Source organism: Kitasatospora xanthocidica, from assembly GCF_014656195.1.
Taxonomy (GTDB): domain Bacteria; phylum Actinomycetota; class Actinomycetes; order Streptomycetales; family Streptomycetaceae; genus Kitasatospora; species Kitasatospora xanthocidica.
On the sequence record NZ_BNBY01000004.1, the window covers coordinates 159790 to 177787 of the forward strand.

Sequence of the window (17998 nt, forward strand, 5' to 3'; positions counted from 1 at the left end):
CCGGGGTGACCGGGCGCGGGGGCCGGGCGTTCACCTGTTCGGATCAGCAGCGGGTCTTGGCGGCGGGCTCCCCCGGGTACCTATGGAGCTATGACCTCCGCCGCCGAGCCCGCGCAGCCCCGCCCGGCCGCCCCCCGCCCCGGCGGCCCGCCCGCCCCTCCCGACGGCCCGCCCACCGCCAGCTACCGCCTCCAGCTCCAGCCCGGCTTCACCCTGCGCGACGCCACCGCCGCCGTCCCCTACCTGGCCGCCCTCGGCGTCTCCCACCTGCACCTCTCCCCGCTGCTGGAGGCCGTCCCCGGCTCCACCCACGGCTACGACACCGTCGACCACACCCGGATCAGCGAGCAGCTCGGCGGCGAGCCGGCACTGCGCGCGCTGGCCGCCGCCGCGCACGCGCACGGCCTGCGGCTGATCGCCGACGTGGTGCCCAACCACATGGCCGTGCCCGTCCCCGAGCGGCTCAACCGGCCGCTCTGGCAGGTGCTGCGCGACGGGCCCGACTCGCCGTACGCGCGCTGGTTCGACATCGACTGGACCGCCCAGCCCGGCCCCGCCGACGCCCCCGGGCGCGGCCGGGTGCTGCTGCCGCTGCTCGGCGACCGGCTCGGCGCCGTCCTCGACCAGCTCACCGTGGACGGCGCCGTCCTGCGCTACCACCGGCACGAGCTGCCGCTGCGGCCCGGCACCGAGCACCTGCCGCTGCCCGAGCTGCTCGGCCGCCAGTGGTACCGGCTCGCCTGGTGGCGGCTGGCCCGCACCGAGCTCAACTACCGGCGCTTCTTCACCGTCAACGAGCTGATCGCCCTGCGGGTCGAGGACCCGGTGGTGTTCGCCGCCACCCACGCCGTGCTGCTGGGGCTGCACACCGACGGCGTCCTGGACGGCTTCCGGATCGACCACCCGGACGGGCTCGCCGACCCGCGCGGCTACCTGCGCCGCCTCGCCGCGGCCACCGGCGGGGCGTCGGGGACCACCGGCGGGGCGTCCGTGACCGCCCCCGGCGCGTACATCGTGGTCGAGAAGATCCTCACCGGCGAGGAGCGGCTGCCCGAGGACTGGCCGGTCGCCGGCACCACCGGCTACGACGCGCTGCGCCGGATCGACGGCCTGCTCACCGACGGGGCGGGCGCCCGGAGGTTGGCCGGGGCGTACGAGTCCTTCCTGCGCGGCGGCCCGGTCCGGGAGCCCACGGAGGAACCGGACCGGGACCTCTCGGCGGACCCGCACCCGGCGGTGGCCGAGGCCCGGCGCGGACGGGCCGACATGACCGGGCCGCACGGCGAGCTCGCCGCCGAGGTCGAACGGCTGGTGCGGACGGCCCTGCGGATCGGCGCCGCCGAGCCCGCGCACGCCGACCACGCGCCCTGGCAGCTGCGCGCCGCGCTCGGCCGGCTGCTCACCGGCTACCCGGCGTACCGGCCGTACGCGCGGCCCGGCGAGGCGCCGCCGGCGGTCTCCCGCGAGCAGCTGCGGGCGGCCCTGGACGGCTCCACCGACCCGACCGACCGGCTGGTGGCCGCCCTGGCGCTCGGCGAACTGGGGCGCGGCCCGGACCACGACGAGTTCTGCGTGCGCTTCGCCCAGACCGCCGCGGCGGTGGCCGCCAAGGGCGTCGAGGACACCGCGTTCTACCGCTGGAACGCGCTGCCGGGGCTGAACGAGGTCGGCGGCGAGCCCTCCCGGCCCGGGCTGAGCCCGGCGGAGTTCCACGACTGGTGCCGCCGGCAGGAGCGGGACTGGCCGCACGGCATGACGGTGCTCTCCACCCACGACACCAAGCGCAGCGCCGACGCCCGCGCCCGGCTCGCCGTCCTCGCCGAGCAGCCCGAGGCCTGGGCCGCCGAGGCCACCGCCTGGTCCGCCGCGGCAGGGCCGGCAGCCCCCGGACTCGACCGCGACGCCGACTGGCTGCTGTGGCACACCCTGGTCGCCGCCTGGCCGATCACCCCGGACCGGCTGGTCGCCGCCCTCCTCAAGGCCGTCCGCGAGGCCAAGCTGCACACCTCCTGGACCGAGCCGGACCCGCCCTACGAACGCGCCCTGGAGGCCCGGGCCCGCGCCGTCCACGACGACGCCGGGCTGCTCGCCCGGATCGAGGGCACGGTGCGCGCCCTCGCCCCCTACGCCCGCGCCAACACCCTCGCCGCCGCCCTGCTGCACCTCACCGTGCCGGGCGTGCCCGACCTCTACCAGGGCAGCGAGGAGCCGCTGTACACCCTGGTGGACCCGGACAACCGGGGCCTGGTCGACCTCGGCGCGCTGGCCGTGCGGCTCACCGACTCGGCCACCCCCCGGCCCGGCGACCTCGCCCGCGAGAAGCTGCACCTCACCGCCGCCGCGCTGCACCTGCGCCGGGCCCGCCCGCTCGGCCCGTACCGGCCGCTGACCGCCGTCGGCCCCGCCGCCGACCACCTGACGGCCTTCGCCCGGGGCGAGGACGTGGTCACCGCCGTCACCCGGCTGCCGTACGGGCTGGAGCGGGCCGGCGGCTGGCGGGGCACCGCGCTGGAGCTGCCGGCGGGCGGGCCGTGGACGGACGAGCTGACCCTGCGGGACTTCCCGGCGGGCCCGGTGCCGGTGGCCGAGCTGCTGGCGACCCTCCCGGTGGCGCTGCTGACGAGGAGGGGCTGAATGCCGGCCTACGAGGTGTGGGCACCCCGCGCCGAATCCCGGGTCGACGTCGAAGTCGACGGTGTGGCACACGCGTTGGCCCGCTGCGCGGACCGGTCCGGCTGGTGGTCCGGCGAGGCCCCGGCGGGCGACTACGCCTTCCGCCTGGACGGCGGCCCGCCGCTGCCCGACCCGCGCTCACCGTGGCAGCCGGCCGGCCCGGACGGCCCGAGCCGCCCGGTGGACCACGCCGCGTTCCGCTGGTCCCGGACCGGCTGGCGCGGCCGCGCGCTGCCCGGCGCGGTGCTCTACGAGCTGCACATCGGCACCTTCACCGCGCGCGGCACCTTCGACGCCGCCGCCGAACACCTGGACCACCTGGTCGAGTTGGGCGTCGACTTCGTCGAGCTGATGCCGGTCTGCCCGTTCCCCGGCCGGCACGGCTGGGGCTACGACGGGGTCTCGCTCTGGGCCGTCCACGAGCCCTACGGTGGGCCCGAGGGGCTCAAGCGCTTCGTCGACGCCGCCCACCGCAAGGGCCTCGGCGTCGTCCTGGACGTCGTGCACAACCACCTCGGCCCGTCCGGCAACTACCTGCCCGCGTACGGGCCGTACTTCACCGACCGGCACCACACCCCGTGGGGCTCCGCGGTGAACCTGGACGCCCCCGGCTCGGACGAGGTGCGCGCCTACCTGATCGGCAGCGCGCTCGCCTGGCTGCGCGACTACCGGATCGACGGCCTGCGGCTGGACGCCGTGCACGCCCTCGCGGACGACCGGGCCGTCCACTTCCTGGAGGAACTCTCCTCCGAGGTACGGACGTTGGCCGTCGCCACGAACCGCCCGCTGTTCCTGGTCGCCGAATCCGACCTCAACTCCCCGCGCACCACCGCCGCCCGCGAGGCCGGCGGCCAGGGCCTCACCGCCCAGTGGAGCGACGACTTCCACCACGCCCTGCACTGCGCGCTGACCGGCGAATCCCAGGGCTACTACGGGGACTTCGCGCACGAGCCGCTCGCCGCCGTCGCCAAGACGCTCACCCGGGGCTGGTTCCACGACGGCACCTGGTCCTCCTTCCGCGGCCGAAGCCACGGACGGCCGTTCCCCGCCGGTGAGGGCCACCGGCTGCTCGGCTACCTGCAGACCCACGACCAGATCGGCAACCGGGCGCTCGGCGACCGGCTCTCCCCCGCGCTCCCCGCCGGCCGGCTCGCCTGCGGCGCCGCCCTGGTGCTCACCTCGCCGTTCACCCCGATGCTGTTCATGGGCGAGGAGTGGGGCGCCGCGACCCCCTGGCAGTACTTCACCGACCACACCGACCCCGGCCTCGCGGAGGCCGTCCGGCAGGGCCGGCGGCGGGAGTTCGCCGAGCACGGCTGGTCCGCCGAGGCCGTCCCCGACCCGCAGGAGCCCGCCACCGTCCTGCGCTCGGTCCTCGACTGGACCGAGCCCCGGCGCACCCCGCACGCCGAACTGCTCGACTGGTACCGGACGTTGATCCGGCTGCGGCGCGACCGGCCGGAGCTCTCCGATCCCGACCTCGGCGCGGTGCGCGCGGACTTCGACGAGACGGCCGGCTGGCTGGTGGTGCACCGCGGACCGTACCGGGTCGCGGTCAACCTCGGGCCGCGGGAGGCCGCGCTGCCGCTCGGGGCCGCCGGGCGAGAGCTGGTCGCGGCCTTCGGCCCGGCCGCGCTGGACGGCACCGCGGTACGGCTGGCGGCGGACGCCGTGGCCGTGGTCGCGGTGGCTGCGGACGCGGCGTAGGGCGCGTGGGACCGGTTCACCACAGGAAGGTGCCGATCCGCTCCCGCAGCGCGGGCGCGTCCAGGCCGTAGGCGGCCAGGTGCTCCGGGATCGAGCCGTAGTGCCGGTGCTCCTCGCGCGGCACGCCCAGTCCCAGCATCCGGTGCGGGCGGTCGGCCAGCGCCTCGTGCGCCGCGTTCGCCGAGGTGCCCGCCAGGTACGGCTCGACCAGCACCACGTCGGCCCGGTCCCCGACCGCCGCACGCAGCCCGGCCGCGTCGAAGGGGCGCACCGTCGCCGCGTACAGCACGGTGGCGTCCAGGCCCTCGGTGGCCGCGAGCACCGCGTCCAGCATCGGCCCGACGGCCAGCACCACACCGCGCGAGCCGGTGCGGACGGTGGTGAAGCGGCCCGGCTCGACCGCCACCGGCTCCGCGTTCTGGTGCGCCGAGAGCCGGACGTACACGTTGCGGTCGCCGTCCGCGTAGGCGTGCCGCAGCAGTTGCTCGGCCTCGTCCGGGTGGCCGGGGACGTGGACGGTCCAGTCCGGCAGGGTGTCCAGCAGGGCGACGTCGCCCGGGGACATGTGGGTACGGCCGCCGGCCGGCCAGTCGTAGGAGCCGGCCGCGCTGACCAGGACGGCGCCGACGCCCTGGTGGGTCAGGTCCAACTTGACCTGCTCGAAGGGCCGTTCGATCAGGAAGCTGGCGAAGGTGTGGGCGATCGGGCGCATCCCGGTGAGCGCGAGGCCGCCCGTGGCGCCGATCAGCAGCTGCTCCCGGATGCCGACGTTGACCACCCGGTCGGGATGGCGCTCCTGGGCCGGGGTGAAGGCGGCCGCCGTGATGTCGGCGAGCACCACGGCCAGCCGGGGGTCCTCGTCCAGCAGGCGGGAGGTGACGTCGACGAAGCGGTCGCGCATGGTGTCCATCGGTGAAGTTCCTTTCGGGGGTGCGTGCTCAGCGTGCTCGGCGTGCTCTGGCGGGCGTCCTGGTCGTGGCGTCCTGGTCGGGGCGTCCTGGTCGGGGCGTCCTGGTCGGGGCCGGACGCTCAGTGGTTCTCCTTGGGCTCCACCCGGGCGACCACCACGTGCGGGCGGCCCGGGTGCTCGGCGGTGAAGGCCCGGTGCAGCGCCTCGTGGTCGCGGCCGTCCACCGTCGCGGTGGACCAGCCCTCGGCCGCGAAGCGCTGGGCGATGCCGCCCCGCCAGCCGTGCGTGGCCGAGGTGTTGTCGATCACCACCACGTGCAGCCGGTCCAGCCCGGACGCCCCGGCGAAGGCCACCGCCTCGTGGTTGGAGCCCTCGTCGAACTCGGCGTCGCCGACCAGCACCCACACCGCCGGGTCGGCCAGGCCCTGCGCCCGCAGCCCGAGTGCCGTGCCGACGCCCAGCGGGAGCCCGTGCCCGAGCGAGCCGGAGGAGATCTCCACGCCGGGGACCAGCGTGCGGTCCGGGTGGTGGCCGAGCGGCGAGTCGTAGCCGCCGAAGCTCGCCAGCACCTCGGGGTCGATGAAGCCCTTGGCCGCCAGCACCGCGTAGTACGCCATCGGGCCGTGGCCCTTGGAGAGCAGGAAGCGGTCGCGGTCCTGGTCCTCGGCGGTGGCCGGGGTGACGCGCAGGACCCGGTCGTACAGCACCCAGAGCACGTCCAGGGTGGAGGTGGCGGCCGGCCCGTGCTTCTCGGCGCCGGTCATCCGGCCCATCAGCGCCGGCAGGTCCTCGAACCGGGTGCCGGGACGGGCCTCCGGCAGGTCCTCGGAACGGGCGTCGGTCACGGTGTCCGCGGTTGCGTTCGTCGTCATGACCACGATGGTGCAACTTAAAGCCGACTTGAGGTCAAGCGGTTACAGTGGGTGCCCATGACCACCCTTCCGGACAGCCACCGAGCCCCCGGCCCGCACCACAGCGACCTGCTCACCATCGGCCAACTCGCCGACCGCAGCGGCCTCGCCGCATCGGCGCTGCGCTACTACGAGACCCTCGGCCTGATCCACGCCACCCGCACCTCCGGCGGCCAGCGCCGCTACACCCGCGGCACGCTGCGCCGGATCGCGTTCGTCCGCGCCGCCCAACGGGTCGGCCTCTCCCTGGACGAGGCCAGGGTCGCCCTCGACCGCCTCCCCGACCGCCCGGCGCCCAGCCGCGCCGAATGGGACCGGGTCGCCGAGTCCTGGCAGAGCCGGATCGACGAACAGATCGCCGAACTCGAACTGCTGAAGCTCAAGCTGTCCGGCTGCATCGGCTGCGGCTGCCTCTCACTGTCCCGCTGCGCCCTCTACAACGCCGGCGACCGCGCCGCCGAGGCCGGCCCCGGCGCCCGCTACCTGCTCACCCGCGACCCGGCCGGCGGGCCCGAGCCGGTCTCCCCCGACGCCGACGCCTGCGGAGCCGGTGAACGCGGGTGAAAACGGTTTGGCGTGCCGGCCCCGCCCCGCCTACCGTGCGCCCATGCTGCCCCTGGTGGAGACGGACGAGGACTGGGACGCGGTCGTCCCCGACGAAGCGGTGATGCGCCCCGGCGCCGCGGCCCTCTGCGCCCGGCTCGGCGTCGGCGGCCTGCCGCTGGAACGCTTCGCGGAGGGCTCCGTCCCCGTCTACGCCGTCGGCGACGAGCACGTCCTCAAGCTGTTCCCCGCCCCCAGCGCCCAGGACGGCCGCACCGAGGAGCGCGTCCTCGGCCACCTCCGGGGAGCGCTGCCGATCCCCACCCCGGAGGTCCGGGCGGCCGGCGCGTACGTCAACGGCTGGCACTACGTCCTGATGTCCCGGCTGCCCGGCGAGGGCCTCGCACCCGCCTGGCCGCGCATCCCGCGGCCCGACCGCGAACGGATCGCCCACGACTGCGGCGAGGCGCTCGCCGCCCTGCACGCCCTCGACCCCGAACCGCTCGCCGACGCGCTCGGCCCCGGCGACTGGCCCGCCTTCCTCGCCCGCCAGCGGGCCGGCGCCGTCACCCGGCAGCGCGAGCGCGGCCTGCCGGAGGCCTGGGCGGAGCAGATCCCCGACTTCCTCGCCGCCGCCCCGCTCCCGGCGGCCCCCGGACGCGCCCTGCTGCACACCGAGTTCATGCGCGAGCACCTGCTCACCGACCCGACCGCCGGCTGGCGCCTCACCGGCCTGTTCGACTTCGAGCCCGCGATGATCGGCGACCCGGCCTACGACCTGGTCGCCGTCGGCCTCTTCACCACCCGCGCCGACCCGGGCTTGCTCGGCCGACTGCTGGCCGCGTACGGCCGCCCCTTCGACCCCCGCCTGCTGATGGCGTACACCCTGCTCCACGTCTACAGCAATCTGCCCTGGTACCTACGGGAGTTGAAGCCGACGGCGCGCACGCTGGACGACCTCGCCGAGGAGTGGTTCGGGGTGGCTCAAGGCTTCGGATCGGTGCGCAGCAGGCTGTAGACGACCCCGTCCCGCCACTCGCCGTCCCGGAAGGTGGCGCCGCGCCGCACGCCCTCGCGGGTGAAGCCGGCCTTCTCCAGGGCGCGCTGCTCGGCGACATTGGTGACCTCGGTGTCCGCCTCCAGCCGCATCACCGTCGTGTGCGCGAACAGGTAGCGCGCCAGCTGCCGTTGGGCCTCGGTGCCGAGACCCCGGCCGCACAGCTCCGCGCGGAGCTGGATGCCGATGTTCCAGTAGGACGTGTTGGGACCGGCGTTCACCCGACGCCAGGAGACGAAGCCCGCGAACTCGCCCCCGGCCCGGACCGCCAGCGCCGACTGCTCGTCGGAGAACAGGCCGTTCTCGGCCCAGATCCGGCGGAACCGGCCGGGGTCACGCCAGCCGAACCACTGGAACGGAGCCAACTGTTCGGGGCCGGCGACCAGCGCGTCCAGCTGCGGGAGGTCGGTCTCGGCGATCGGGCTGAGGGCGATCGGGCTGAGGGCGATCGGTTCGTCGGTCATACCGACCCCAACGGCCCTCACCCGTACGTCGGTTCCTCAGCGGTTCCTCAGCGCGCGGGCCGGGGGTCGGTGCGCAGCAGGCTGTAGAGCACCACGTCCCGCCATTCGCCGTCGCGGAAGGTCTGCGCGCGCTGCACGCCCTCACGGGTGAAGCCGACCTTCTCCAGCACGCGCTGCTCGGCACGGTTGGCGGACTCGGTCTCCGCCTCCAGCCGCATCACCGGCGAATGCGCGAACAGGTAGTCGACGAACAGCCGATGGGCCCGGGTGCCGATACCCCGGCCGCGCGCCCCGGGCAGCAGCTGCGCGCCCAGATTCCAGTACGGGGCGGCCGGGGACGCGCTTTCCCGCATCGCGGCGGCATAGCCGCAGAATTCGCCGCCGGCGGTGATCGCGAGCGTCCACTGCTCATCCGTGAGCAGCCCGTTCTCGCCCCAGACCCGGCGGATGCGGTCCGGCTGCCGCCAGCCGGACCACAGGTGTTCGCCCATGACGTCGGGGTCGTTCAGGAGGGAGAGGAACTGCGGGAAGTCGGCTTCGGCTATCGGGCGCAGGGAGATCTGTTCCTGGTTCATGCCTGCGAGAACGCCCGCTCGGGCGCGGCGGTTCCGCAATCGGCCGAGGAATTCCGGCAGATCTCTTTTCGTCGCGGATTTACTGCGCTGACATTCTCTTTACTGCGCCGGAGCCCCCTTTACCGCGCCCGAATTCCCTTTACTGCGCCTGACGTCGGGCTGCACGCGCGAATCGAGCGGGCGACCCGGAATCCCACGTCGTCGATCCCCAGCGTCGGGTGGCTGCGGCGGCGGACGGAGGCGCGGCAGCTCCAGTGCTCGTCGAACCAGCCGCCGCCGCGCAGGACGCGGTAGCTGCCGTACACCTCGGGGTCGTACAGGTCCCAGCACCACTCCCACACGTTGCCGAGCAGGTCGTACAACCCGTAGGCGTTCGGGAGGAGTTCGCCCACCTCGTGCGGGCGCTCGCCGGAGTTCGCGCGGTGCCAGGCGATCTCGTCCAGCGGGCCGTAGCGGGGGCCGTCCGTACCGGCGCGGCAGGCGTGTTCCCATTCGGCCTCGGTGGGCAGCCGGTAGCCGTCGGCGGCACGGTCCCAGACCACGTCCTCGCCATCCGACTGGTAGGCGGGGGTGAGGCCTTCGCGGCGGGAGAGCTCGTTGCAGTACCGGACGGCGTCGTGCCACGACACGCTGTGCGCTGGGTGGCGGTCACCGGCCACGCCCTCGTACTGCTCACGGGTGACCGGACAGGCCGCCAGCTCGAACGAGGCGACGTCGACGGCCCAACTGCGCTGGGTGCGACGGTCGGAGAGCGTGACCCGGCCGGCCGGTACGGTGATCATCCGGCGATCCTACGGCTTGCCCCACTGGCGCCCGCCCCGCCACGCGCCCGAGGATGAGTTCCGTCCTGGCGGAACATCGGAAGGGTGGCGACGACCATGGCGGAGACGAAGGTCAGCACGGTGGTGGAGGCCCCGGCCGAGCGGGTATGGGAACTGATCGGGAGCTTCCACGGCCTCGGCGACTGGCACCCGGACCTGCCCGAGAGCAGCCTCGGCAACGAGCTGACGGGCAACGCGATCGGCGCGGTGCGGGTGTTCGAGTTCGACGGCACCGTGCTGCACGAGACCCTGCTCGGCTACGACGAGGACGCCCGGAGCTACACGTACAGCTTCCCCGACGGGACGTTCCACCTGGACGGTTACCGGGCGACGCTCAGGGTCACCCCGGTCACCGAGCTGGGCGCCAGCTTCGTGGAGTGGAAGGCGACGTACGACGCCGAGGCCGCGCACCGGAAGGAGTCGGGCGACCTGGTGCGCGGCGTCTTCGCGTCCGGCCTCGCCGCCCTGCGCGAGCGCTTCGCGGCGTGAGGATCACGACTCCGCCAGCGCCTCGGCGGTGATGTACGCCCAGCCGATCACCGTGATCGCCGCACACGCCCAGGCGACGCCCGCCGCCGCCTGCCCGCACTCACGGCCGCGGGCCCGCTGGAACGCGGCGATCAGGCCGGCGATCGCGGTGCTCGGCAGAGCGAGAAAGGCCAGATAGAGGGGCCAGCCCTCGATCGCCACCGCGAACAGGATGCCGACGAGACCCGCCGGGATCGACGCCGCCGCGACGCCCATCCCGGCGGCCGCACAGGCGACCCGGAAACGCTTCGGGTCACGAAAGAAGGGCGGCACGGCACAGGCGACGACACAGAGCAGCCCGGCCGCGTACAGGAACACCGCGGCCGTACCCAACTCGTCTGCGACAGCGACCACCGGCAGCAGGAACGCGACGACGCCCAGCCCGGACAGCCACCGGGCACTCACCGGCACCGCATCCATGACTCCCCCTGCACGCGCCTGAACTTTTGAACGCGTTCGAACCTAGCATGCAGGGGATCGTCTGCCACATCGCTACGCCGACTACCGCCGATCACTCGCGATCGTCGCGAGAACGCGGCGCCGAACGGCCGCCGACGCCTCGGGCAGCCAGCACGCCAACTCGGCGTCGAGGCGGCGCCGCTCGGCGCGGAAGAGTCGAGCGAGGCGGCTGCGGGAGCAGTGCAGGAACCACCAGTCCCGGATCACGCGGGCTCCCCGGAGGGGTTCGCCCAGCTGATGCGGACTTCGCGGTCGCCGACCGGGAGGACGAGGACGGGATCGGCGGCGAGGTCCCGGATCACGTCGCGCTTGGCGCAGGGGCCGGTGAGGCGGCGCTCCAGGGCGTGGTGCTGGGATCGGGGCATCGGGAGGTGGCAGATCACCGCCCAGATCCTCTCCAGCGCTCTGGGATCGAGGGTGACGATGACCGGCGGCCTGACGCCCGGGATTTCGACGAGGACGTCGTGATCGGCCCTCACGCGGCCACCTCACACCAGACGATCTTGCCCCGGGGCTCGCGCGGGCAGCAGCCCCAGCGCTTGGCGACCGAGGTGACGAGGTGCAGCCCGCGCCCGGCCTCGCTTCCGAGGCCGGGCGCGGAGAGGACGGGCACGTGGTCCCGCCGGGCGTCGTGCACCTCGATCCGGAGGCGGGTCGGGTCGACGTCGAGCGAGAGGTAGATGAGGTAGCCGGGCGGCGTCCCGTGCAGGACGGCGTTGGTGACCAGCTCCGAGACGGCGAGCAGCCCGGAGTCCTGGAAGCGGTCCCCATCCGGGACGGCGGAGAGGAGGGAGGAGAGCCGGCGGCGGGCCTCGGCCGGGGATCGACGGCTACGCGGCAACCAGATGGTGGAGGAGGTGGAGGACATGGCGAATTCACCTTCCGGGGAGAGGGGTTGAAGCCATGCGAGGACCGGGCGACGGCATGGGGATGCCCGGTCGCAGATCCGATCTTGATCACTCAGGCGATCCGCCGGACTACTCCCTGTAGCATGCACCCGCGAAGCAATTGCATGCAACTGCTTCCATCGAGCAATTGCATGATCTAGAGCGGGGGTTCAGCTCCCGAAGGGGTGGCAAACTATGCAAGGAAGCGAACAGCCAGGGAGTGTGACGCGTGGGCAGTCCGACCGTGCTGCGGCGTAGGCTCGGCAGCGAGCTTGGCAAGTTGCGTGCATCGCGCGAGATGAATGCCAAGGACGTAGCCGCCGCGCTGGGTTGGTCCGCTTCGAAGCTGAGTCGCATCGAGAGCGGCTTGGTACCACTACAGGATCGCGACGCCGCGAGACTGCTCGCTCACTACGGCATCACTTCAGCCGATGAGGTGAAGCACTTCCTCAATCTGACGCGCCAGAGCCGCCAGCAAGGTTGGTGGCACGCATATGGCGAGGCGGTCCCGGAGCGATTCCGTGCGTACGTGAGCTTCGAGTCCGACGCCACGAAGATCCTCACGTTTCAGTGCGAACTGGTTCCAGGGCTGCTGCAGACCGAGTCCTACGCGCGACATGTGATCCGATCGATGCAGCCCACGGAGTCAGCCACCGAGGTCGAACGCAGGCTCGCTCTTCGGATGGAGCGACAGCGAATCCTCGATCAGCACGACCCGCCTCAGATTTGGGCGATCATCGGCGAAGCCGCGATCCGCCGCCCGGTCGGCGGCAACACCGTCATGGCCGAGCAGCTACGACACATCGCCGACCTGGCAGAAGAACGCCCGAACATCACCGTGCAGGTGCTCCCCTTCTCGGCCGGCGCGCACGCCGCCATGGGCGCATCGTTCTCGGTCCTCTTCTTCAGCGACATCCCTGGCAGCATCGCCTACTCCGAGACCATCACCAGCAAGACATACGTCGAGGATCAGGCCGAGATCGCTCGCCACGAAGACGTATTCCACCGACTCATGGCCTCATCGATCCAACCCGAGAAGGCCATCAACCGGTTGAGGAACGTCGCAGAGGAGTACGGCATATGAGAGATCAATTCCATCAAGAGATCTGGCGCAAGAGCACCTACAGCAACGGCGACGGCGATTGCGTCGAGGTCGCCGACGGCATCACTGGCATCATCCCGGTCCGCGACAGCAAGGACCCAGGCGGCCCCATTCTCAGCTTCGACGCCAATGCCTGGCGAGCGTTCGTGGCCGGTATCCAAGCCGGCGAGTTCCCCATCTCCAGCTAGGCCAGTACCGTGGGCTGCCCCGCGCGGCGCGGGGCAGCCCACAACCAACTGGCCACTGCAGGAGGTCGTCCACGTGTTAGCTGACCTGACATGGCGCAAGAGCAGCTACAGCAACGCCGCTGGCGGCGACTGCATCGAAGTCGCCTCCACGCTCCCCGTGCAGTGGAAGAAGGCGACTGCCAGCAACCCGAATGACGATTGCGTCGAGGTCGCCGACGGCATCACTGGCATCATCCCGGTCCGCGACAGCAAGGACCCAGGCGGCCCCATTCTCAGCTTCGACGCCAATGCCTGGCGAGCGTTCGTGGCCGGTATCCAAGCCGGCGAGTTCCCCATCTCCAGCTAGGCCAGTACCGTGGGCTGCCCCGCGCGGCGCGGGGCAGCCCACAACCAACTGGCCACTGCAGGAGGTCGTCCACGTGCTAGCTGACCCGACATGGCGCAAGAGCAGCTACAGCGGCAGCGAGGGTGGGAACTGCATCGAAGTCGCCTCCGCACTCCCCGTGCAGTGGAAGAAAGCAACTGCCAGCAACCCGAACGACAACTGCGTCGAAGTCGCCGACGGCATCACCGGCATCATCCCGGTCCGTGACAGCAAGGACCCCCACGGCGCGGCCCTCACCTTCACCCCCGAGGCCTGGCAGTCCTTCCTCGCCGGCATCCGCTCCGACGACTTCCCCACCACCCTCTGAAGAACCTCCCGGGCGGCCCCGCGCACCACGCGGGGCCGCCCGCCTACCAGTGCGAGCGCTCCGCTCATGCGCCCCCGTACGCCTCTTGACTGGTCGCCAACTCCGCGAAACCGTCGCGCAAGTACCGGCAAGTGTGGCTCGCTACAGGAGGGCACCACCATGGCGCTACAGTTCACGGGCATTGATCCGAACACCGAGCACGAGGGATCGCCCACGGTGTGGGTGGACAACGAGACGCGGGAGATCGTGATCCAGGGATGGCGCCCGGATGCCGCCCTGCTGAGCGAGATCATCGACACCGAGTGGGCACCCGGCCATGCCAAGGGCATTCCCGACCCCGAAGCCGTGGTCCGTATCCCGGCCAGGATGGTTCCGATCTTGAGGAAGGCATGCGATGACGCGGAGCGCCAGTAAGGTGCCGGATTTCGCCGACCTGCTGGAGGGCGCTCAGCACTCGGCAGTTCACCTGGAGATGCGGGACACCTACGCCGGCCAGGACAGCGGCGGCTTCGCCGAGTACCTTCGCAGCGGGTACGCCGACAACGATCCGGAGTCACAGCACTGGACCCGGTGGGGGGCGATGGTACGTGCGGCCACCAACCGTGGTGTGCAGATGCGTCGAGCCCGGATCGTGTCCGAGCCGGTCACCGACTACATCCGCTACGAGCATGCCCTGACCGTCGCGAACCTGGCACTGGGCGAGCAGGTCCGCTGGCTTCCCCGCCGCGGCTCCTCCGACATCGCCCTGCCGGGCAACGACTTCTGGCTGTTCGACGGCACCGCCGTGCTGTTCAACCACTTCGCCGGCGATGGCGCGTGGGCGGAGCCGCGACTCACGTTCACCGAGGACCCGGCTGTGGTGAAACTCTGCGCCTCGGCTTTCGAGGCCGTATGGGAGCGCGGCATCGACCACGACGAATACACGGTGTAGCGCCAACTCGCCGGACAGACACCCATGCCCTCCTCTCCGTCCTCCAGCGCCCAGGCCGCCCGGCGCGCAGTCGCTTCGCGGCTCCGGGAGTTGATGCTGGACGCGGGGCTCCGGGGGCAGGAGCTGTCTGTCCGGTGTGGCTGGCACGAGTCCAAGACCTCCCGCATCATCAACGCCAAGATGCCGCCGTCCGACGCTGACATCCGGGCATGGTGCGCTGCCTGCAGCGCCGACGATCAGGCCGCCGACCTCGTCGCCACCACCCGCGCTGTCGAGTCGATGTACATGGAGTGGCGGCGTATCCAGCGCAATGGAATGCGCAAGGCGCAGGAAACCATCAACGCCCTGTACGAGCGGACGGCGCTGACACGGGTGTACGTCTCCAACGTAGTCCCGGGCTTCTTCCAGACACCCGCCTACGCCACCGCGCTGATGCGCAGTATCCGCCAGTTCCAGGGCCACCCCGACGACGTCACCGAAGCGGTCGCAGCCCGGATCGCCCGCAGCCGATTCCTCTACGAGGGCGGACACCGCTTCGCCGTGGTGATGGAAGAGGGCGTCCTGCGGCATCGGATCGGCAGGTCCGAAGAGATGGCCGGCCAGTTGCGGCATCTGCTTGCCGTCCTGCCGCTCGCCTCCGTCTCGCTCGGGGTCATCCCATTCGGCGCGGAACGAACCGTCTGGCCCCTGGAAGCCTTCTACCTTCACGACGACGAGCACGTCATGGTGGAGACTCTGACGGCAGGAATCGACGTCACCCAACCGCGAGAAGTCGCCGACTACGCACGAGCGTTCGCCGAGCTGAACCGGATGGCTGTCCACGGCAACGACGTGAGAACGCTGATCGCATCCGCGCTCGCTGCACTTGGGTGAATCCGCGCAAGAAGCCGCAAGTACGTTGAGTACCGGGTCAATTACTCCATACCGTCGGTGATGCCGCCCGGCGCGAGGACACCGATCCCCGCAGACACCGGCGCCGGCAGCATCCACCGCTTCGAGCACGAGAGGAGACCTCCATGCCCACCGCCTCCACGGCCCAACAGCCGTTCGCCATGCGCTTCGCCGCGCGGCAGACCAGCGAGCCGGCCGACGCCGCCGGCGTCACGTACGACCACGCCCTGCAGATCGCCGTCACCTCCGACGGCAACCCCTGGGCGCACACCGCCAGCGGCGAGACCAGCAGCAACACCAACTCCGACAGCAAGAACGACGAAGGCACCGACTTCTACTAGGAGAACCGAGGTGACGGAACCCGACGGCGAGGCGGTGCTCGTTCTCACGAACCGCCTCGACTCCACTGCGGATCTGGTGGTCGAGCACCTGAACAGCCGGGGCGTCCCGGTGTTCCGCTGCGACACCGCCGAGTTCCCGACCGAACTCACCCTGGCCGCAACCCTGGAGGACGGCTGGGCCGGGGTGCTCGACAACGGGCACCGCACGCTCGACCTGTCCCGGGTCCGGTCGGTGTACTTCCGCAGGCCCGAGGAGTTCCGGCTGCCCGACGGCATGTCCGAGGCCGGGCGGCGGTTCGCCGCCGCCCAGTCCCGGGCCGGCTTCGTCGGTGTCGCCGTCTCTCTTCCCTGCCTGTGGATCAACCACCCCGCGCGGGACCTCGATGCCAACCACAAGCCGTGGCAACTCGCGGTCGCCCGGCAGCTGGGGCTGAATCCACCGCGCAGCATCATCACCAACGACCCCGAGGCGGGCCGGCGCTTCGCCGCCGACCTCGGTGGTGTCCCGGTCATCACCAAGAGCCTGGGCGCCCCCGTGGACACCGTCGTGATCGACCCCGCGGCCCTGGACGACTCGGTGCGGCTGTGCGCCCACCTCTTCCAGGAGTGGATCGACAAGGCCCACGAGGTCCGGCTGACCGTGGTCGGCGACCGCTTCTTCCCCGTCGAGATCCACGCCGGTTCGGAGGCCGCCCGCATCGACTGGCGCACCGACTACAAGAGCCTCACCTACCGGCCGACGACCGTCCCCGGCCCGGTTCGCGAGCGCGTGTCCGCGTTCATGCGCGAATTCGGACTCGTCTTCGGGGCCTTCGACTTCATCGTGACCCCGGCCGGGGAATGGCGGTTCCTCGAAGTGAACCCCAACGGGCAGTGGTCGTGGATCGAGCACAGGACCGGCGTGCCGATCTCGCGCGCCATCGCGGATCTTCTGGAGAAGGGCAGCACAGGTGAGTGACAACCTGGACGGGACCGACGAGACGGCGCACCGACTGCGCGCCGAACTCACCGAGGAACTGGCGCGCGACGGCTCGCTGCGCAGCCCGCACTGGCGCGACGCGGTGCTGGCGGTGCCCCGCCACGTCTTCCTGCCGGCGTTCTACACCGCCGAGGACGGCCCGGACGGCATCACCCGCTACACCGCCGTCAGCCGGGACACCGACCCGCAACGGTGGCTGCGGCTGGCCTACGAGAACACCACGTGGGTCACCCAGCTCGACCACGGCGCCCTCCCCCGGCCGCATGCCGAACCCCGCACCGGGACGCCCACCAGTTCCTCCACCCTCCCCGGCGTCGTCGTCCGGATGCTCGAAGACCTCGACGTCCCGGACGGCGCGAACGTACTAGAAGTCGGAACCGGCACCGGCTACTCCACGGCGCTGTTGTGCGCCCGGCTCGGCGACCGGTACGTGACCAGCGTGGAGCACGACGCCGTCCTGTCCGCCGCCGACGGCGAACGGCTCGCCTCCCTCGGCCACCGGCCCCGCCTGGTCGTCGGCGACGGCGCCAAGGGCTGCCCGGACGGCGGACCGTACGACCGGATCATCGCCACGTACTCGCCCGACCACGTCCCGCCCGCCTGGCCGGCCCAGGCCCGGCCCGGTGCGATCATCCTGGTGTCGCTGGTCGGCGGCCTCGACGCCTACGGGTACGTGAAACTGCGGGTCGGCGACGGCGGCGAAGCACAGGGCCGGTTCATCGACTCCGACGTCTCGTTCATGCTCTCCCGCGAGACCCGGCGGCCCCCGATCGGTCCCCTCATGCGCGCCGCCCTCCGGGACCGCCACGACACCGCCGGCCTCGACACCGCCGTCCGTCCCGACACCCTGGACGACCCGTCCTTCCTGTGGACCGCCCAGATCGCCATGCCCGGCACGACCCGGCTGCGCATGGCGGCCGACGGCGTCACGGGCCGGTGGTTCCTCCACGCCGACGGATCATGGGCGGTCCTGGAGAGCCGACCCGACGGCACCACCCGCGCCTTCCAGGGCGGCCCGCGCTCCCTCTGGTCCGAGCTGGAGGCGGCGGCCACGGCGTGGATCTCCAACGGCCGCCCCGTGCTTGAGCGTTACGGTCTTACGGTGACCCCGGAGGCCAACACCGTCTGGCTGGACGACCCCGGCAGCCCGGTCGGCATCCTGGGCCGGTGACCGGATCACGAAGCCGTCGTCCGCATCGCCACACGGACGATTCCACTCCTACGAGAGTCCGGGAAACGGTCGGCCGTGGCGTGGTGATGCGACGTGCCCGGATCGTCTCCGATCCGGGCACCGACGACGGCCGCGACGTGTCCGAGCGCATCCCCTGCAACTGGAAGG

23 protein-coding genes are annotated in these 17998 nt (G+C 72.2%); 15 read left to right on the forward strand and 8 right to left on the reverse strand.

Features of this window, described 5'->3' with window-relative positions; genetic code table 11:
- Positions 1-90: 90 nt before the first annotated feature.
- Entirely contained in the window at positions 91-2634 is a 2544-nt protein-coding gene (gene treY / locus IE332_RS09050) for a malto-oligosyltrehalose synthase (RefSeq protein WP_189914878.1), read from the forward strand.
- Complete coding sequence (treZ, locus tag IE332_RS09055; protein ID WP_189914881.1) at positions 2635-4380, forward strand: malto-oligosyltrehalose trehalohydrolase; 1746 nt, start codon at positions 2635-2637, stop codon at positions 4378-4380.
- Between the two features lie 16 nt (positions 4381-4396).
- On the opposite strand, the gene IE332_RS09060 is transcribed toward treZ, so the two are convergent.
- Together IE332_RS09060 and IE332_RS09065 are read right to left on the reverse strand one after the other, a co-directional pair.
- Positions 4397-5290, reverse strand: coding sequence for a transketolase family protein (locus tag IE332_RS09060; protein WP_189914883.1), 894 nt, complete (start codon positions 5288-5290; stop codon positions 4397-4399).
- Positions 5291-5409: 119 nt separating this feature from the next.
- A complete protein-coding gene (locus IE332_RS09065; protein WP_189914885.1) occupies positions 5410-6162 on the reverse strand; it encodes a thiamine pyrophosphate-binding protein in 753 nt (250 codons plus the stop codon).
- Between the two features lie 57 nt (positions 6163-6219).
- Between IE332_RS09065 and soxR the strand changes: the two genes are divergently transcribed.
- Complete coding sequence (soxR, locus tag IE332_RS09070; RefSeq protein ID WP_189914887.1) at positions 6220-6765, forward strand: redox-sensitive transcriptional activator SoxR; 546 nt, start codon at positions 6220-6222, stop codon at positions 6763-6765.
- Positions 6766-6808: 43 nt separating this feature from the next.
- Positions 6809-7762, forward strand: a complete 954-nt coding sequence (locus IE332_RS09075; RefSeq protein ID WP_189914889.1) for a phosphotransferase family protein — start codon at positions 6809-6811, stop codon at positions 7760-7762.
- Here the strand turns inward: IE332_RS09075 and IE332_RS09080 are convergent.
- From IE332_RS09080 to IE332_RS09090, 3 genes are all read right to left on the reverse strand, one after another.
- Positions 7729-8265 (reverse strand): GNAT family N-acetyltransferase, encoded by a 537-nt coding sequence (locus IE332_RS09080; RefSeq protein WP_189914891.1) that lies wholly within the window; start codon positions 8263-8265, stop codon positions 7729-7731. The two genes, IE332_RS09075 and IE332_RS09080, sit on opposite strands and share 34 nt — an antisense overlap.
- A 47-nt stretch (positions 8266-8312) precedes the next feature.
- A complete protein-coding gene (locus IE332_RS09085; RefSeq protein ID WP_189914893.1) occupies positions 8313-8840 on the reverse strand; it encodes a GNAT family N-acetyltransferase in 528 nt (175 codons plus the stop codon).
- A gap of 119 nt (positions 8841-8959) precedes the next feature.
- Positions 8960-9622 (reverse strand): formylglycine-generating enzyme family protein, encoded by a 663-nt coding sequence (locus tag IE332_RS09090; protein ID WP_189914902.1) that lies wholly within the window; start codon positions 9620-9622, stop codon positions 8960-8962.
- 84 nt (positions 9623-9706) lie between these two features.
- On the opposite strand from IE332_RS09090, the gene IE332_RS09095 reads away from it, so the two are divergent.
- Positions 9707-10150: an SRPBCC family protein gene (locus IE332_RS09095; protein WP_189914904.1), complete on the forward strand. Its 444-nt coding sequence runs from the start codon at positions 9707-9709 to the stop codon at positions 10148-10150.
- 3 nt (positions 10151-10153) lie between these two features.
- Here IE332_RS09095 and IE332_RS09100 read toward each other — a convergent pair whose 3' ends face one another.
- The 3 genes from IE332_RS09100 to IE332_RS09110 form a co-directional block, all read right to left on the reverse strand.
- On the reverse strand, positions 10154-10609 hold the full coding sequence (locus tag IE332_RS09100) for a hypothetical protein (RefSeq protein ID WP_189914907.1): 456 nt from the start codon (positions 10607-10609) through the stop codon (positions 10154-10156).
- Between the two features lie 242 nt (positions 10610-10851).
- Positions 10852-11127 (reverse strand): hypothetical protein, encoded by a 276-nt coding sequence (locus tag IE332_RS09105; protein ID WP_189914909.1) that lies wholly within the window; start codon positions 11125-11127, stop codon positions 10852-10854.
- Positions 11124-11516, reverse strand: coding sequence for an ATP-binding protein (locus tag IE332_RS09110; protein WP_189914911.1), 393 nt, complete (start codon positions 11514-11516; stop codon positions 11124-11126). The genes IE332_RS09105 and IE332_RS09110 overlap by 4 nt, the downstream gene beginning before the upstream one ends.
- Before the next feature lie 248 nt (positions 11517-11764).
- Here IE332_RS09110 and IE332_RS09115 point away from each other — a divergent pair, with 248 nt between their 5' ends.
- The 10 genes from IE332_RS09115 (at position 11765) to tgmC (ending at position 17830) form a co-directional block, all read left to right on the forward strand.
- On the forward strand, positions 11765-12619 hold the full coding sequence (locus tag IE332_RS09115) for a helix-turn-helix domain-containing protein (protein WP_189914913.1): 855 nt from the start codon (positions 11765-11767) through the stop codon (positions 12617-12619).
- Positions 12616-12825 carry a DUF397 domain-containing protein gene (locus IE332_RS09120; protein ID WP_189914915.1) on the forward strand — a complete coding sequence of 70 codons (210 nt, stop codon included), beginning with the start codon at positions 12616-12618 and terminating at the stop codon, positions 12823-12825. Before IE332_RS09115 ends, IE332_RS09120 begins: the two co-directional genes overlap by 4 nt.
- A gap of 73 nt (positions 12826-12898) precedes the next feature.
- Positions 12899-13171, forward strand: a complete 273-nt coding sequence (locus IE332_RS09125) for a DUF397 domain-containing protein (RefSeq protein ID WP_229928459.1) — start codon at positions 12899-12901, stop codon at positions 13169-13171.
- Positions 13172-13244: 73 nt separating this feature from the next.
- Positions 13245-13517: a DUF397 domain-containing protein gene (locus IE332_RS09130; RefSeq protein ID WP_229928460.1), complete on the forward strand. Its 273-nt coding sequence runs from the start codon at positions 13245-13247 to the stop codon at positions 13515-13517.
- Between the two features lie 159 nt (positions 13518-13676).
- Positions 13677-13931 carry a hypothetical protein gene (locus IE332_RS09135; RefSeq protein ID WP_189914922.1) on the forward strand — a complete coding sequence of 85 codons (255 nt, stop codon included), beginning with the start codon at positions 13677-13679 and terminating at the stop codon, positions 13929-13931.
- Positions 13912-14448, forward strand: coding sequence for a DUF6879 family protein (locus IE332_RS09140; RefSeq protein ID WP_189914924.1), 537 nt, complete (start codon positions 13912-13914; stop codon positions 14446-14448). Before IE332_RS09135 ends, IE332_RS09140 begins: the two co-directional genes overlap by 20 nt.
- A 24-nt stretch (positions 14449-14472) precedes the next feature.
- Positions 14473-15321, forward strand: a complete 849-nt coding sequence (locus IE332_RS09145; RefSeq protein WP_189914926.1) for a helix-turn-helix domain-containing protein — start codon at positions 14473-14475, stop codon at positions 15319-15321.
- A gap of 143 nt (positions 15322-15464) precedes the next feature.
- The gene (gene tgmA / locus IE332_RS09150) at positions 15465-15680 is read left to right on the forward strand and encodes a putative ATP-grasp-modified RiPP (protein ID WP_189914929.1); all 216 of its coding nucleotides are present in this window, start codon (positions 15465-15467) and stop codon (positions 15678-15680) included.
- 10 nt (positions 15681-15690) lie between these two features.
- Positions 15691-16638, forward strand: a complete 948-nt coding sequence (gene tgmB / locus IE332_RS09155) for an ATP-grasp ribosomal peptide maturase (RefSeq protein ID WP_229928461.1) — start codon at positions 15691-15693, stop codon at positions 16636-16638.
- Positions 16631-17830, forward strand: coding sequence for an ATP-grasp peptide maturase system methyltransferase (gene tgmC / locus IE332_RS09160; RefSeq protein WP_189914931.1), 1200 nt, complete (start codon positions 16631-16633; stop codon positions 17828-17830). The genes tgmB and tgmC overlap by 8 nt, the downstream gene beginning before the upstream one ends.
- The last annotated feature ends 168 nt before the right edge of the window (positions 17831-17998 follow it).